General features: G+C 67.2%; 10 protein-coding genes. All 10 read right to left on the reverse strand.

Annotated features, from left to right (window positions below; all coding sequences use genetic code 11):
* Positions 1-111 precede the first annotated feature (111 nt).
* Complete coding sequence (locus tag ACZ75I_RS09105) at positions 112-1185, reverse strand: protein-glutamate methylesterase/protein-glutamine glutaminase (protein WP_180871122.1); 1074 nt, start codon at positions 1183-1185, stop codon at positions 112-114.
* Positions 1182-1778, reverse strand: a complete 597-nt coding sequence (cheD, locus tag ACZ75I_RS09110; protein WP_014037083.1) for a chemoreceptor glutamine deamidase CheD — start codon at positions 1776-1778, stop codon at positions 1182-1184. Before cheD ends, ACZ75I_RS09105 begins: the two co-directional genes overlap by 4 nt.
* Positions 1775-2629 carry a CheR family methyltransferase gene (locus ACZ75I_RS09115; protein ID WP_032959442.1) on the reverse strand — a complete coding sequence of 285 codons (855 nt, stop codon included), beginning with the start codon at positions 2627-2629 and terminating at the stop codon, positions 1775-1777. The genes cheD and ACZ75I_RS09115 overlap by 4 nt, the downstream gene beginning before the upstream one ends.
* A 52-nt stretch (positions 2630-2681) precedes the next feature.
* Positions 2682-4952, reverse strand: a complete 2271-nt coding sequence (locus ACZ75I_RS09120) for a methyl-accepting chemotaxis protein (protein ID WP_472959001.1) — start codon at positions 4950-4952, stop codon at positions 2682-2684.
* A gap of 901 nt (positions 4953-5853) precedes the next feature.
* Positions 5854-8232: a methyl-accepting chemotaxis protein gene (locus ACZ75I_RS09125; protein ID WP_472959002.1), complete on the reverse strand. Its 2379-nt coding sequence runs from the start codon at positions 8230-8232 to the stop codon at positions 5854-5856.
* Between the two features lie 101 nt (positions 8233-8333).
* Entirely contained in the window at positions 8334-8717 is a 384-nt protein-coding gene (locus ACZ75I_RS09130) for a hypothetical protein (protein ID WP_061480764.1), read from the reverse strand.
* A gap of 135 nt (positions 8718-8852) precedes the next feature.
* Entirely contained in the window at positions 8853-9344 is a 492-nt protein-coding gene (locus ACZ75I_RS09135; protein WP_134969444.1) for a chemotaxis protein CheW, read from the reverse strand.
* Between the two features lie 205 nt (positions 9345-9549).
* Positions 9550-10323 carry a flagellar brake protein gene (locus ACZ75I_RS09140; protein WP_061480762.1) on the reverse strand — a complete coding sequence of 258 codons (774 nt, stop codon included), beginning with the start codon at positions 10321-10323 and terminating at the stop codon, positions 9550-9552.
* A gap of 160 nt (positions 10324-10483) precedes the next feature.
* Positions 10484-12733 carry a methyl-accepting chemotaxis protein gene (locus ACZ75I_RS09145; protein WP_472959003.1) on the reverse strand — a complete coding sequence of 750 codons (2250 nt, stop codon included), beginning with the start codon at positions 12731-12733 and terminating at the stop codon, positions 10484-10486.
* A gap of 371 nt (positions 12734-13104) precedes the next feature.
* On the reverse strand, positions 13105-15093 hold the full coding sequence (locus tag ACZ75I_RS09150) for a chemotaxis protein CheA (protein ID WP_134971682.1): 1989 nt from the start codon (positions 15091-15093) through the stop codon (positions 13105-13107).
* Positions 15094-15127: the final 34 nt, after the last annotated feature.

The raw sequence follows: 15127 nt of genomic DNA on the forward strand, positions 1-15127 counted from the left end.
AACATCAATGGTCGAAAGTGCTGGCGGCGGATCGGCAATGGAGCCTGACGTCTCTTGGAGGTGTCCAGCAGGGAGCGGAGCCGAGCGTGGGCTCCGCTCTACAGGGGCCTGTCAGCCGCGGGCGAGGGCGAGCAACCGCTCGGCGACCCGCTCCAGCGGCACCTGTTCCTCGGCAGCGCCCAGCTTGAACGCGGCACCGGGCATGCCCCAGACCACGCTGGTCGCTTCGTCCTGCACCAGCGTTGGGGCGCCGGCCTGGCGCATTTCCAGCAGGCCGCGCGCGCCGTCGTCACCCATGCCGGTGAGGATGGCACCGATGGCATTGCCACCGGCGCTCTGCGCGACCGAGCGGAACAGCACGTCCACCGCGGGCTTGTGCCGGTTCACCGCCGGGCCGTCGTCGATGCGGCAGCGCCAGCGCGCACCGTCGCGGATGATGCGCAGGTGCTTGCCGCCGGGTGGCAGGTAGGCGTGGCCGGGCAGTACTGCTTCGCCGTCGCTGGCCTCGCGCACGGCCATTGCCGAGTGGCGGTCCAGTCGCTCGGCGAAGGCGCTGCTGAAGCTGGCCGGCAGGTGCTGGGTCATCACCACGGCGGGTGCATCGGCAGGCATGCCTTCCAGCACCACGCGCAGCGCTTCGGTGCCACCGGCTGACGAGCCGATCGCGATCAGGCGGTCGGTGGTGCGGAACTGCGGCGAGGCAGCACGCATCGCCGGCGCTGCGTCCAGCGTGAGCTTGGGGGCGCTGGCACGCACCAGCGGGCGCACGCGCGAGCGCGCCGCCATCTTGACCTTGGCGATGATCTCCTCGGCATAGCCCTGCAGGCCACGGGCCACGTCCAGCTTGGGCTTGGAGACGAAATCCACGGCGCCCAGCGCCAGTGCCTGCAGGGTGGTGTCGGCGCCTCGCTCGGTCAGCGAGGAAATCATCACCACCGGCAGCGGATGCAGGCGCATCAGGTTTTCCAGGAACGCCAGCCCGTCCATGCGCGGCATTTCCACGTCAAGGGTGATCACGTCCGGGAGCAGGCGCTTGATCTTCTCGCGCGCCAACAGCGGGTCAGCCGCAGTGCCGACCACGTCGATGGCCGGGTCGCTGGACAGGATTTCCGTAAGCATCTGCCGCACGACGGCGGAGTCGTCGACGATCAGGACCCGGCAGGGGGCGTTGCCGGTGAAGGTCATTCGAACAGCTCCACGCCACCGGTGACCGGCGCCTTGGACAGGCGCGCACGCACCGCCGATTCGGTGGCGGCCACCTCGGCCTCATGCGCATGCGGCAGGCGCTGCACCACCACGCGGCCGGTATCGGCGAAGAACCAGATCTTGCGCGGATGGATGCCGCACAGGTCCTCGGCAATGATCGGAATGTGCTCGGCCTGAAGGTACTGGCGGACAAACTCGGCGTTGCGGGTGCCAACCGGGTTGCTGGTGAAGCCCTTCAGCACGTTGGCGCCACCGAACACCTTGGCCTCGATGCGCTTGCGGTGGGCACCACGCTTGAGCATGTCGTTGATCAGCAGTTCCATCGCGTAGCTGCCGTAGCGCGCGGGCGCGCCGTCACCGGCGTTGCCCTCGGGCAGCAGGAAGTGGTTCATGCCGCCGATCTTCAGCACCGGGTCGCGCAGGCAGGCGGCTACGCACGAGCCCAGCGTGGTGGTCAGCGCGGTGGTGTCATCGACCACCAGGTACTGGGTGGGCAGCAGCTTGGCGGCGATGGTCTGGAAGCGCGCATCCTGGTAGCGCATCACATCGTCGGTACGCAGTGAAGCATTCATGCGCCGGCCTTCGCCGCACGGCGGTACAGGGTGCGGCCGCAGGGCTGGATCAGGTCGGCGGCGTGCAGATAGTTCTCCGAATGGCCGGTGTAGAGCAGGCCGTCATCGGCCAGGTGCTGCACCAGACGGCCGAGGATCGCGCGCTGGGTCGGCTTGTCGAAGTAGATCATCACGTTGCGGCAGAACAGTGCGTCGAACGGGCCACCGACGTCGTAGCGCGGGGCGAGCAGGTTCAACGGGCGGAATTCGATCAGCTCGCGCAGCGCAGGCAGTACGCGGCACTGGCCCTCGTTGGGGCCGCTGCCACGCTGGAAGTAGCGGCGGCGCAGGTCCGGATCGAGGCTGGCGACGCGATCGATGTTGTAGACGCCGCGGCCGGCGGTGGCCAGCACCTGGGTATCGACGTCGGTGGCAATGATGCGCACCGGCGGCTTCAGGGTGCCAAAGGCCTCGCACGCGGTGATCGCCATCGAATAGGGCTCTTCGCCGGTGGACGCCGCGCACGACCACAGCAGCAACGGCGTGCGGCTGGAGCGCTGCTGCAGTTCTTCGCGCAGCTTGTCGAAGTGGTGCGGTTCGCGGAAGAACGAGGTCAGGTTGGTGGTCAGGGCGTTGGTGAACGCCTGCCACTCGTCGCCGTCTTCCTGTTCCAGATGGTCCAGGTACTGCTGGAAGCTGCGCATGCCCAGCGTGCGCAGGCGGCGCGACAGGCGGCCATAGACCATGTCGCGCTTTGCCGGCGCAAGCGCAATGCCCACGCGCTGGTAGATCAGGTCGCAGACGCGGCGGAAATCACGGTCGGCGAACTCGAATTCGCGTGGGCCGGTAACGATGGGAGTAGGACTTTGCACGGGAGACGTGTCCGTCGGCGGGGGCGGCGGCCGAAGCCGCCACGGGTGGGTCTCAGAATTCCTGCCAGTCGCTGTCGCTGGCGACGAAGGTGCCGGCGTTGCTGCTACGACGTACCGGCGCGGGGGTGCTGGTCGGCTGCGGACGTGCCACGGTGGTGATGCACGCCGGTTCCACGCGTTCGGCGACAGCCTTCACTGCGGCGGAGACCTGGTTGTCGAGGCGGAAGATCGCCACGGCATCGGCCAGCTGCGCCGCCTGTTCCTCCATCGCACGTGCGGCGGCGGTGGCTTCCTCCACCAGTGCGGCGTTCTGCTGGGTGGTCTCGTCCATCTGCACCACGGTCTGGTTGACCTGCTCGATGCCGGCGCTCTGTTCCTGCGAGGCCGCAGAGATCTCGGCCATGATGTCGGTCACACGCTGCACCGAGGCGACGATCTCGCCCATGGTGCTGCCGGCCTGGTGGACCAGGCTGGAGCCCTCGGCAACCTTGCCGACCGAGTCGTCGATCAGGCCCTTGATCTCCTTGGCGGCGGCGGCCGAGCGCTGGGCGAGGGTGCGCACTTCGCTGGCAACCACGGCGAAGCCGCGGCCCTGTTCACCGGCACGCGCGGCTTCCACGGCGGCGTTCAGTGCCAGGATGTTGGTCTGGAACGCGATGCCGTCGATCACCGAGATGATCTCGGCAATCTTCTTCGACGAGGCTTCGATGGCGGACATGGTGGTGACCACCTGGCCGACGACCTCGCCACCCTGCGAGGCGACGCCATGGGCGCCGATGGCCAGCTGGTTGGCCTGGCGAGCGTGCTCGGCGTTCTGGCGCACGGTGGAGGTCAGTTCCTCCATCGAGGCCGCGGTTTCCTCCAGGTTGGCGGCCTGCTGCTCGGTCCGGCGCGACAGGTCGCTGTTGCCCGAGGCGATCTCGCCGGCGGCCAGGGTGATGCTGGAGGCGCTGGCCTGGATCTGGCCGACGATCTGGGTCAGCTGCGCGACCGTGGCGTTGGCATCGTCGCGCATGCGGGCGAACACGCCCTGGTAGTCGCCGTGCATGCGCGCGGTCAAGTCACCTTCGGCGATGGCCGACAGCAGCTGCGAGAGCTTGCCGAGGTTGTCATCGCTGACCGCCATCATCGCGTTGAGGTTTTCCAGCATCAGGCGGAAATCGTGGTCGAAGCGCTGCGCATCGCCACGGCGGCTGAAGTCGCCGGCAGCAGCGGCGCTGGCCAACTGCTTGATCTCGGCGTTGATGCGGCCGAGGTTGGCCTTGACGGTGTCGACGGTGGTGGTCATCGCCGCCTTCTCGCCCGGGTAGCGGGCGATGTCGCGGCTCAGGTCACCGACCGCGTACTGCTGCACCACGTCCAGCACATCGTGCAGGGTCTGCACGTGGCTACCCACCAGGGCGTTGGTTTCCTGCACCATCAGCCCGTATTCGCCGGGGAAGGCGCTGGCGTCGATGCGGTAGCTGAGTTCGCCACCGTCGTGGCGGCGGGCCATTTCGCGCTGGCCGGTGATGACCGCATGCAACTGCTGCTGCATGCCGGCCATGGCGTCCAGCAGGCGGCCGGTTTCATCGTGCGGCTGCGGGCCGATGTGGCTGTCGAGCTTGCCGGCGGCGATGCCTTCGGCGACGGCTGTGGCCTGCTTCAGCGGTACCGCGATGCGGTTGCCGATGACCCAGCTCAGGGCCAGCACGATCAGCACCAGCACGCCGCCGGCAACGGCCATGATGGCGGTGAACACCAGCGCCTGCTTCTGCACGTCGTCCATGTAGACGCCACTGCTGACCACCCAGTTCCACGGCGCGAACAGTCCGGCGTAGGCAACCTTCTCGACGTCGCCCTTGCTGCCCGGCTTCGCCCAGCGATAATTGACGAAGCCACCACCGGCCTTGGCCGCTTCGACCTGGTCGTAGTAGATGCGCACACCATCGTCGGTGCGGAAGTCCTTCATGTCCTTGCCGACCAGGTCCTTGCGGAACGGGTGCATCAGCAGCCGGTAGCCGGTGTCGTAGACGTTGAAATAGTAGGTATCGTTCTCTGCACGCATCACTTCCAGTGCCTGCAGCGCGGCGCGCTTGGCAGCCTCTTCGCTGAGTTCGCCGGTACCGGCCAGGCGGTGGTAGTGCTGGAGGATGCCGTAGCTCAGTTCGACCTGGGTCTTCAGTGCGGTCTTGCGGGTCTCGGTGAGATCCAGGTACTGCATGCGGGCGGCGATCACCGAGAGCGCGATCACGCCGAGCGCGATGAGCAGCGTCAGCAGGTTGAGCTTGCGCCGGACGGAAAGATTGCGGAAGTAGTGTTGCCAGCGATGCAGGAGATTCATCGAGCAGGACCAGGTCGAAGCGGGCGGGCGGCGCCGTGCCGGTCAGCGGCGGGATACGCCGTGACAACCCCGTTATCGGCCGCGGAGGCGGGGGATTGAGGTGCGGTGTCGGAACGTATTCAGGTTTTTCCTGCAGCGGCGGCTGCGGCGCTGCCTGCGGCAGGCTGGTTTTGAAGCAACAGCAACAGCAACAGCGGCTGGTCGGCGCTGGATTGTCAGTAAGTGGCTGGGCCGGGGTGGGCAGGCAGGACACGCCGTAAACCCCCCTCCGGGGTCCGGCCCAGCCGCTGGCGGCTGGGCGTTCGGCCGCTTGCGAAGCAGTGCTTCGCAAGCAAAGCGCCCTCACCCTTGGGGGCTCGATGGCGCCTTGCTCGTGTGCGCAGTCCTGCGCACGCGGCAAGACCGGGGTTGGGCGTCCTGCCCAACCCGCCCGAGGCATGCCTCGGGCCCATGGCGCCAACGGTCCTGCCTGCCCACCCCGGCCCAGGCCCGCCAGCGCTTCACTTCGGCGGACGGCAAGAGCGTTGGGTTTCCAAGTGGAAAGAGGGGTCAGATTCGTTTTCCTGCGGAAAACGGATCTGACCCCGGTAGCAAGGCGGCTGTTGCCCTTGCTCTTGCTCTTCTTTCTTCAATCCGGGGTGGACGCGCACGGGAAGTGTCCGTGGCCGGGAGGGTGGGTTGCGCAGGGGTGTCCGCGGCATGGATGCCGCGGCCAAGCCCCCAAGGACGGGTTAACGGCGTCCCCTGCGCAACCCACCCTCTCGGCCCAAACGAAGGAAATCCGCAGCGCTTCGCGACCCACCCCGAGGGGCTTCGCCGTTGGCTGGATACCCGATACCCCGTAAACGAAAACGCCCCAGCACAGGGCCAGGGCGTTCTCGCAGATCAGGTCAGGCAGGCATCAGAATTCCTGCCAGTCCCCATCGGCCAGTTCGGTGGCCATCGGGCGACCACCCGCCGTGCGTCGGGCGGGAGGGGCAGCCGGAGCCGGTGCTGCCGGTGCAGCCGGACGCGGGGCCGGGGCAGCGGTGCGCGGCGGGGCAACCACGGTATCGGCTTCGTCCACCACGAAGATCGACACGGCCTCGCTGAGGTGACCGGCCTGTTCTTCCATCGCACGCGCGGCAGCAGTGGCTTCCTCCACCAGCGCAGCGTTCTGCTGGGTGGTCTCGTCCATCTGCACCACGGTCTGGTTGACCTGCTCGATGCCGGCGCTCTGTTCCTGCGAGGCCGCGGAGATTTCGGCCATGATGTCGGTCACGCGCTGCACCGAGGCGACAATCTCGCCCATGGTGGCGCCGGCCCTGTGCACCAGCGCCGAGCCATCGTTGACCTTGCCGACCGAGTCGTCGATCAGGCCCTTGATCTCCTTGGCGGCGGCGGCCGAGCGCTGGGCGAGGGTGCGCACTTCGCTGGCAACCACGGCGAAGCCGCGGCCCTGTTCACCGGCACGCGCGGCTTCCACGGCGGCGTTCAGTGCCAGGATGTTGGTCTGGAACGCAATGCCGTCGATGACGCTGATGATCTCGGCGATCTTCTTCGACGAGGCTTCGATGGCGGACATGGTGGTGACCACCTGGCCGACGACCTCGCCACCCTGCGAGGCGACGCCATGGGCGCCGATGGCGAGCTGGTTGGCCTGGCGGGCGTGTTCGGCGTTCTGGCGCACGGTGGAGGTCAGTTCCTCCATCGAGGCCGCGGTTTCCTCCAGGTTGGCGGCCTGCTGCTCGGTACGGCGCGACAGGTCGCTGTTGCCCGAGGCGATCTCGCCGGCGGCCGAACTGATCGCGCGGCTGGATTGCTTGATGCGGGTGACGATCTCGCTCAGCTGCGCGGCGGTGGCGTTGGCATCGTCACGCATGCGCGCGAACACGCCCTGGTAGTCGCCGTGCATGCGCACGGTCAGGTCGCCCTGCGACAGTGCCGCAAGCAGGCCAGAGATCTGCTCGATGCTGCCGGCGTTGGCGTCCAGCAGGCCGTTGATCTGCTGCGCCAGCTGCAGGAAGAAGCCTTCCTTGTCGGTGGCGTCAATGCGGCCGGACAGGTCGCCGGCGGCGGCCTGGGCGATCACGCGGGCCACTTCCGCTTCAACCTGCGCTTCCTGGGTACGGTCGCGCCATTCCACCACGTAGCCGACGGTGTCGCCGCCTTCATTGCGGATGGTCGACACCACCTGGGCGAACTGGGCATCGCCGTACTGCATCGGGCGACGCGCGACACCGTGCGCCTTCAGGTTGCCCAGCAGGGTCTGGTCCATCTCGCCACGGTGCTCGAGCACGGTGACCGGCTTGCCGATCAGCGAGGCCTGGGCGTCGAAGTCCGGCAGGTCGCGGCGCACTTCGTCCTGGTACTGGCTCAGGGTCTGCTGCAGGGCGCGGTTGCTGTAGACGATGGTGTTGCTGGTGTCGGTCAGGTACACGCCGGTCGAGCTGTAGTCCAGCGCGGTGCGGATGCGCAGGTTCTCGCGGGCGACGGCCTGGTCGGTTTCGATGCGCTCGCGCAGGTCGCGCTGCATGCGCTGCATGGCCTGCATCAGTTCGCCCACTTCGTCCTGGCGGCTGACGTCGATATGGCCATCGAGCTTGCCACCGGCGACGTCGTTGGCGACCGAGACGGCGCCACGCACGCTGCCGACCAGTGCGCGTGCGAACAGCCACACCAGCACCAGGCCGAGCGCGGCGCCGCCCAGCAGGGCGATCACGGTCAGCACGGCCGAGGCGGAATAGGTGGAAGCGGCCTCTTCGCGCGAGGCGCGGGCGAGGCGGTTGTCTTCGGCGATCAGCGCTTCCAGCGCCGATGCAGCCTTGCGGTGCTTGGTACGGGTTTCGCCGACGAAGGTATCGATGGCGTCGTCCGGCAGGTCCAGTTCCAGCATTTCGGTGACGCTGTCATAGGAAGCCAGGGCATCCTTCCATTCCTTGGCGAAGGTGTCGAACAGCTTCTTCTGTTGTGCGTTATCGACCAGCTTCGGATAGTCCTTGATCGACTTGTCCATGCTGGTGCGCAGGTCGACGGCCTGCTTGCGCGCATCGGACTTGACGTCATCGCTGGCGCGGATCAACTGCTGGTAGGCGGCATTGCGGTACTCGCCCAGCATGCCGCGCATCTCGCCGGCGAGGCGGATGCTTTCCATGCGTGAACCGGCCAGCTCGGTGGTGACGTTGTTCAGCGAATGCAGGCCGCGATAGGCGACGATGCCCTGCAGCAGCATCACCAGCAGGAGGACGCCGAAGGTCAGCAGCAGCTTCGGCATCAGTTTCAGGTTGTTGATCCACGGCATGGGCGTTGCGAGCTCCTAAGGCAGACGCGCCCGGGCATCGGGCCCGGTTGCAGCAGAAACCACGCCGGCACCAGGTCCGGCGTAGTTCGACGGACAGCGGATTACTTGATGTTGGCCAGCTTCAGCCCAGCCGGCGAGCTGACTTCGATTTCCGCGCGCGAGGCGTCGCGCTGGATCTTGCCGATCACGCAGACGGTCTTGCCTTCCAGGGTTTCCAGCGGGAAGGAGAACTTGCCGCGGTTCTCGCCGGCGATGCGGGCCGAGAAGGTGTGGCGCGGGAAGGCACCGCCCATGTACAGGAAGGTCGGCTGGCCTTCGGAACCTTCTGCGTAGCGGGCCTTTTCAACCTTGCCACAGACCATGCCGTCCTTGCCGACCGAACGCGGCGCCATTTCCGGCGGGATCATGTCGGCCGACTGGGCGAAAGCGGAGGTGGCGGTGGTGGCCAGGACAGCGGCCGAGACGAACGCAAACAGGGACTTCATCGAGGGTATCTCCGGGGATGGTAACGATCGGGCCGGTCCTGCGCGCTCCTGCGCGGCCGGCTTCTGTCCCCCTATCGGCACCGCCGAAGGGAACTGAAGGGTTTTGTGACTGGAACGTGAAGCAGTTCCGGTTGCTCAGGCGGCGACGTCTTCGGCGAGGCTGGCCTGGCCCATGTCGGCGCTGTCGAGCAGGGTCTCGATGTCCAGCAGGATCAGCATGCGGTCGTCATGGGTACCGATGCCGGAGATGAAGCGGGTATCGACGGCGGCACCGAATTCCGGGGTCGGCCGGATCTGCTCGGCCGACAGCGGGATCACGTCGGAGACGCTGTCGACGACGATGCCGACCACGCGGTCGTCGACGTTCAGCACGATCATCACGGTGAAGGCGTCGTAGCGGGCGTTGTCCAGGCGCAGCTTCAGGCGCAGGTCGATGACCGGGACGATGGTGCCGCGCAGGTTGATCACGCCCTTGATGTAGTCCGGGGCATCCGGCACGCGGGTAACCGCATCATAGCCACGGATTTCCTGCACCTTGAGGATGTCCACGCCGTAGTGCTCGTCACCAAGCGTGAAGCTGAGGAATTCGCCACCGGTGCTGGCGGCGGAGCTGGTCTTGTCGTTCATCGAGGGGTCCTGGTTCTGCCGGAAGTCCCGGTGTCAGGCTCGATATCGGCCCCGCTGGGGGGGACTTTAGGTGCCCGGGGAAAGGCATTCACGCATGGCGTGGATCCACCGGAGATCGGTAGTGCCGGCCGCTGGCCGGCAATGGCCGTACCCGCATTGTCGCGACGTTGCCGGCCAGCGGCCGGCACTACCTGTTGGCCGGGCCTTAGAGCTCGCCGTTGCGGCGTGCCTTGCGTTGGCGGTCGATGCGGAAGATGTAGCGCTGGATGGCGCTGTCGGCGCCGCGCGGCAGGCTGTCGAAGCGCATGCCCACGCGCTTGACCTCGATGCCGTTGGGCTGGCGCTGGGGCAACAGGTTGCAGACCACCAGCGCGATGTCCAGGTCGGGGCCGTCCGGCAGCGACAGCTGCGCCGGATAGCGCTTCTGCAGACCAAATACCGCGCAGTCATTGGGCACCACCACGGCCAGGCCGCCACCGCTGATGTCCACCACCCGCATCGACAGCGCTTCGGCCCGCGCTTCGCCGGGGGGCAGCAGCAGCTGCGGTGAATCAGTGACTGGCGTCTCCAGCCGGTATAGTTCGCGGCGCTGCAGGTGCACCAGTTCGTCAGGCAGCGGCGCACGGAAGGCCACGTGGCCGTCGTTGTCCACGCGCTGCAGTTCGTGCAGGCGGAAGCGCACCAGCACCCGTTCGAGCTGGGCGAAGCACAGCAGGTGATCGGCCTGCTCGGCGGCGCGGTTGGAAGCTTCCTGCGGGCTGCCATCGAGCAGCAGGTAGTCCTCGTCTTCGTCGAGGTCGAGCAGCGCAGTGGGGAACGAACGGTCGCGGCCGTCGATGTGCGCGTTGATCAATGATCGCTGGTCGATCAGCGAGCGCAGCAGCTGCCGCAGCTGACGCGGGTTGCGGACCAGGAAGCGCTCGTCAGCGGCGTCGGCCGCGTGGACATCATGCACTGCAGTGTCGTTGCCGTCGGACATGGAATCTACGGTCAGGGGCGGGCGCCAGCACGCATTGGCGCGAGGCTCGATGGGGATATCGGCCTCTGCACCGGATTATGAAGTGGGATTTGCATCACTTTCCACGCGTAAGGGGTCAGATCCCTTTCCCACGGGAAAGGGATCTGACCCCGTGGTTCTGTCAGAACTCCTGCCAGTCGCCGTCGGCGGCCAGTACCGGCTGCGCCGTCGAGCTGCGCAGGGGGCGCGCGGAAGCCGGCTTTGCCGAAGGCGCGGCGGCTGCGACCTGGCGCGGTACCGGTGCCGTCAGCGGGCGTGCCGGAATGGCCGTCGTGCCGTGCGATGCCAGCCGGAAGCGGGCCACGGCTTCACCCAGCTGCACGGCCTGATCCTCCATCGCACGTGCGGCGGCGGTGGCTTCCTCCACCAGTGCGGCGTTCTGCTGGGTGGTCTCGTCCATCTGCACCACCGTCTGGTTGACCTGCTCGATGCCCGCGCTCTGTTCCTGCGAGGCAGCGGAGATCTCGGCCATGATGTCGGTCACGCGCTGCACCGAGGCGACGATCTCGCCCATGGTGCTGCCGGCCTGGTGCACCAAGCTGGAGCCCTCGGCGACCTTGCCGACCGAGTCGTCGATCAGGCCCTTGATTTCCTTGGCGGCAGCGGCCGAGCGCTGGGCGAGGGTGCGTACTTCGCTGGCGACCACGGCGAATCCGCGACCCTGTTCACCGGCACGCGCGGCTTCCACGGCGGCGTTCAGCGCCAGGATGTTGGTCTGGAACGCGATGCCGTCGATCACCGAGATGATCTCGGCAATCTTCTTCGACGAGGCTTCGATGGCGGACATGGTGGTGACCACCTGGCCGACGACCTCGCCACCCTGCGAGGCGACGCCATGGGCGCCGATGGCCAGCTGGTTGGCCTGGCGAGCGTGCTCGGCGTTCTGGCGCACGGTGGAGGTCAGTTCCTCCATCGAGGCCGCGGTTTCTTCCAGGTTGGCGGCCTGCTGTTCGGTCCGGCGCGACAGGTCGCTGTTGCCCGAGGCGATCTCGCCGGCGGCCAGGGTGATGCTGGAAGCGCTGGCCTGGATCTGGCCGACGATCTGGGTCAGCTGCGCGACCGTGGTGTTGGCATCATCCCGCATGCGGGCGAACACGCCATTGAACTGGCCTTCCATGCGTGCGGTCAGGTCGCCGGTGGCGATCGACTGCAGCAGCTGCGAGAGCTGGCCGAGGTTGCCGTCAGCCACCTGCATCATGGTGTTGAGGTGCTCGATCATCACCTTGAAGTCGTGCTGGAACCGCTGTGCGTCGCCGCGCTGGCTGAAGTCACCGGCGGCGGCCGCCGCAGCCAGGTGCTGGATCTGCGAATTGATCGCCAGCAGGCTGGCCTTGGCCGCGTCCATGGATTCGTGCAGGATCGCGCGGCTGTCGGGCAGGCGGCGTGCATCCGGGCTCAGATTGCCGATGGCGTACTGGTTGAGTACTTCAATGGCATCGACGATCGCATCGAGGTGCTCGAAGATCACCGTGTTGATGCCATTGGCCAGCTGGCCGTAGACACCCGGGAAATCTTCCGGGATGCGATGGCTGATGTCCGGGCCAGCGTGCATCTGTGCCATCAGCTGTGTCTGCTCGCTGAAGCGTCGCAGCATCGCCGTCATCTCGGCGGTGGCAGCGAGCATCCTGCCGGCTTCGTCACTGCTGGTGGCCTGGGTGCTGACGCTGAGATCACCGCGGGCAACGGCTTGGATGGCATGCACGGCCTTGCCGAGTGGGCCGGTCACTGCACGCGAGATGACGATGGCCAGCGCGGCAGCGACCAGCGACAGCAGCACGATGCAGCCGATGATGGCAATCATGCTGGTGCGGTGGGTGGCGTTGGCGTCGGCGATCTTGTGGTCCATCTGGCCGGCGATGTGGGTGCCCAGTGCCTTCATCGCAGCGAACAGGTCGCGGCGCGCCGGGCGTGACTGTTCGTCGGAGATCTGCCGCGCCAGGACGCCGTCACCGGCGGTCACGGCGTCGCGCATCGCCTTGTTGGCGGCGAAGTAGCGGTCGAGCTGTGCGCTGGCTGCGCGATACAGTTCACGCTCCTTGTCCAGCGCCGGCAACGCCGCGTACGCCGCCAGTTCGTCATGCACGGCCTTGGCGGTGTCGTTCATGCGCTTGTTGTAGTCGGCCACCTTTTCCGGCTGGTCGAGCATGCTCAGCTGGGCCAGTTCGTAGGTGCGGAACTCGCCGAGCTGCGAGCGCGCCTCGCCCAGGTGCTGGACCGAGGGGATATCGTTACCGGCCATGTCGCGCAACTGCGCGTTGGCCTCGGACAGGCGGATCAGGGCAAAGGCACCCAGTACGACGGTCATCAGGGTGGTGAGGGTGAACCCCACGGCCAGCTTGCGGGCGATGGGCAGATCTTGGAACCACTTCATGCAGGGTGCTCCAGGTGGGCAGAGTGCCGGCGTCTGTGCGCCGGTTTGGGGGTGGTTGCAGAGCGAACGGGGGTGCCCGGTGGGGTTCGGTGACGACCGTCAAAGCGAAATAACGGCGCCGTCCGCGCGGACTTTATGGACGCAGATCACATTCGGTTGCGTAGGGATGACGGCGCGAAAGTGCTGGCCTGGCGGGGCTTGCGCTCGGATGACGTGGTTGCGCGCGAAACCATCGCCTCGACGGAGTTCACAGAAGGGATGGGGTCAGATCCCTTTCCCTGAAAAGGGATCTGACCCCGGCTGGAATGGAGCACACAAACAAAAACCGCCGCCCCGAAGGGCGGCGGTCCATGACCCGCATGCGGCGTGGATCAGGCGGCCTGCGGCATCCGCAGCGAGCGCACCAGTCCGCCGATGTCAACGATCAACGCGACGCGGCCGTCGCCAAGGATGGTGGCACCGGACACTCCGCCGATACGGCGGTAGTTGTTCTCGATGTTCTTCACCACCACCTGCTGCTGGCCGACCAGTTCGTCCACTTCCAGCGCGATTTTCTGGCCATCGCCTTCCACCACCACCACCAGCGATTCGCTGCCCGGTGCGCGGTTGCCGTAGCCGTAGTACTCGCTCAACGACAGGATCGGCAGGTACTCGCCGCGCACGCGCAGCACGCGGCCCTCGCCGGCCATGCTGCGGATATCCTCGGGCTGCGGCTGCAATGCCTCAAGCACGTAGGCCAGCGGCAGGATCAGGGTTTCGCCGGCCACGGCCACAGTCATGCCATCGAGGATGGCCAGGGTCAGCGGCAGGCGGATCAGCGTGCGGGTGCCGGTACCGAGGCTGCTTTCGATCTGCACCTCGCCGCCCAGTGCCTGGATGTTGCGGCGGACCACGTCCATGCCGACGCCGCGCCCGGACAGGTCGGTGACCGCATCGGCGGTGGAGAAGCCAGGCTGGAAGATCAGGTCCCAGACCTGCGAATCGGTCGGGTTGTCCGGCACGGCCAGGCCGCGTTCGTGGGCCTTGGCGAGGATCTTGGCGCGGTCCAGGCCACGGCCATCGTCGCTGACTTCGATGACGATATGGCCGCCTTGATGCGAGGCCGCCAGCGTGATCGTGCCGGTCTCATCCTTGCCTGCACCGCGACGTACGTCGGGCATTTCCAGGCCGTGGTCGATCGAGTTGCGCACCAGGTGCACCAGCGGATCGGCGATCTTTTCGATCAGGCCCTTGTCCAGTTCGGTGCCTTCGCCGACGGTGCGCAGGCGCACCTGCTTGCCGAGGCGGCTGGACAGGTCGCGGACCAGGCGCGGGAAGCGGCGGAACACCGCATCAACCGGCAGCATGCGCACGCCGATCACCGCTTCCTGCAGGTCGCGGGTGTTGCGTTCAAGCTGGTCCAGCCCGGCGAACAGGCTCTCGGCGTGGACCGGGTCCAGCGCATGCGAGACCTGCTTGAGCATGGCCTGGGTGATGACCAGCTCGCCGACCAGGTTGATCAGCGCATCGACCTTGTCGACGCTGACGCGGATCGAGGTTTCCGCTTCCTGGCTGGCACCACCGCTGGCGGCAGGCGCGGCAGGTGCAGACGGTGCCGCTGCGACCGGAGCGGGAGCCGCAGCGGCCGGCGCCTGGGTGGCCAGGCTCGGCGGCGCGGCGGGACGGATGTCCAGCTCGCAATCGTCCAGCACCCAGGCGAAGGTGTCTTCGATCTTGCTGCGCGGCACCTTGCCGACCAGGCCCAGATCCCACGCAAGATGGGCTTCGAGCGGATCAAGCTGGGCGAAGCCCGGCAGGCGTTCCATGCGCGCAGCGACCTGCAGCGAACCGAGGTGTTCCAGTTCGCGGATGATGCGCAATGGATCGTTGCCGCTCATGAACAGCGACGGCGCCGGGGTGAAGCCGATCTGCCAGGCTTCCGGCGTATCGTCCACCTTGGCTGCCGCGGCCGCCGGGGCGCTCGCTGCGGCCTGGCCGGAAAGAACCGCTTCCAGGCGCGCTTTCACCGCAGCGACTGCGGCGGGATCTGCGGCTTGGCCGTGTTCGGCTTCGCGCAGCAGGGCGCGCAGCACGTCCACCGAGGACAGCATGGCGTCGACGGCGTGGCCTTCCAGGGCCCGCTTGCCGGCGCGCAGCTCATCGAGCAGCGTTTCCAGCACGTGGGTCAGGCCGGCGATCGCGTCGAAGCCGAAGGTGCCGGCGCCGCCCTTGATCGAGTGGGCGGCGCGGAACACCGAATTGATGATCTCCGCGTCCTGCTGCCCCGATTCCAGGGCCAGCAGGCCAGCCTCCATCGCATCGAGGCCTTCGCGGCTCTCCTCGAAGAAGGTGGCGTGGAAGCGTTGCAGGTCCATGCTCATGGCAGTGGTGATCCGGAAGCGAGGAGGGGGAGCG

The sequence above is a fragment of the Stenotrophomonas sp. X genome, from assembly GCF_055721025.1.

Bases quoted from the DNA above. Each gene is read 5' to 3' on its own strand.
- ACZ75I_RS09105 (WP_180871122.1), bottom strand. From the start codon at position 1,185: ATGACCTTCACCGGCAACGCCCCCTGCCGGGTCCTGATCGTCGACGAC.
- cheD (WP_014037083.1), bottom strand. From the start codon at position 1,778: ATGAATGCTTCACTGCGTACCGACGATGTGATGCGCTACCAGGATGCG.
- ACZ75I_RS09120 (WP_472959001.1), bottom strand. From the start codon at position 4,952: ATGAATCTCCTGCATCGCTGGCAACACTACTTCCGCAATCTTTCCGTC.
- ACZ75I_RS09125 (WP_472959002.1), bottom strand. From the start codon at position 8,232: ATGCCGTGGATCAACAACCTGAAACTGATGCCGAAGCTGCTGCTGACC.
- ACZ75I_RS09130 (WP_061480764.1), bottom strand. From the start codon at position 8,717: ATGAAGTCCCTGTTTGCGTTCGTCTCGGCCGCTGTCCTGGCCACCACC.
- ACZ75I_RS09135 (WP_134969444.1), bottom strand. From the start codon at position 9,344: ATGAACGACAAGACCAGCTCCGCCGCCAGCACCGGTGGCGAATTCCTC.
- ACZ75I_RS09140 (WP_061480762.1), bottom strand. From the start codon at position 10,323: ATGTCCGACGGCAACGACACTGCAGTGCATGATGTCCACGCGGCCGAC.
- ACZ75I_RS09145 (WP_472959003.1), bottom strand. From the start codon at position 12,733: ATGAAGTGGTTCCAAGATCTGCCCATCGCCCGCAAGCTGGCCGTGGGG.
- ACZ75I_RS09150 (WP_134971682.1), bottom strand. From the start codon at position 15,093: ATGAGCATGGACCTGCAACGCTTCCACGCCACCTTCTTCGAGGAGAGC.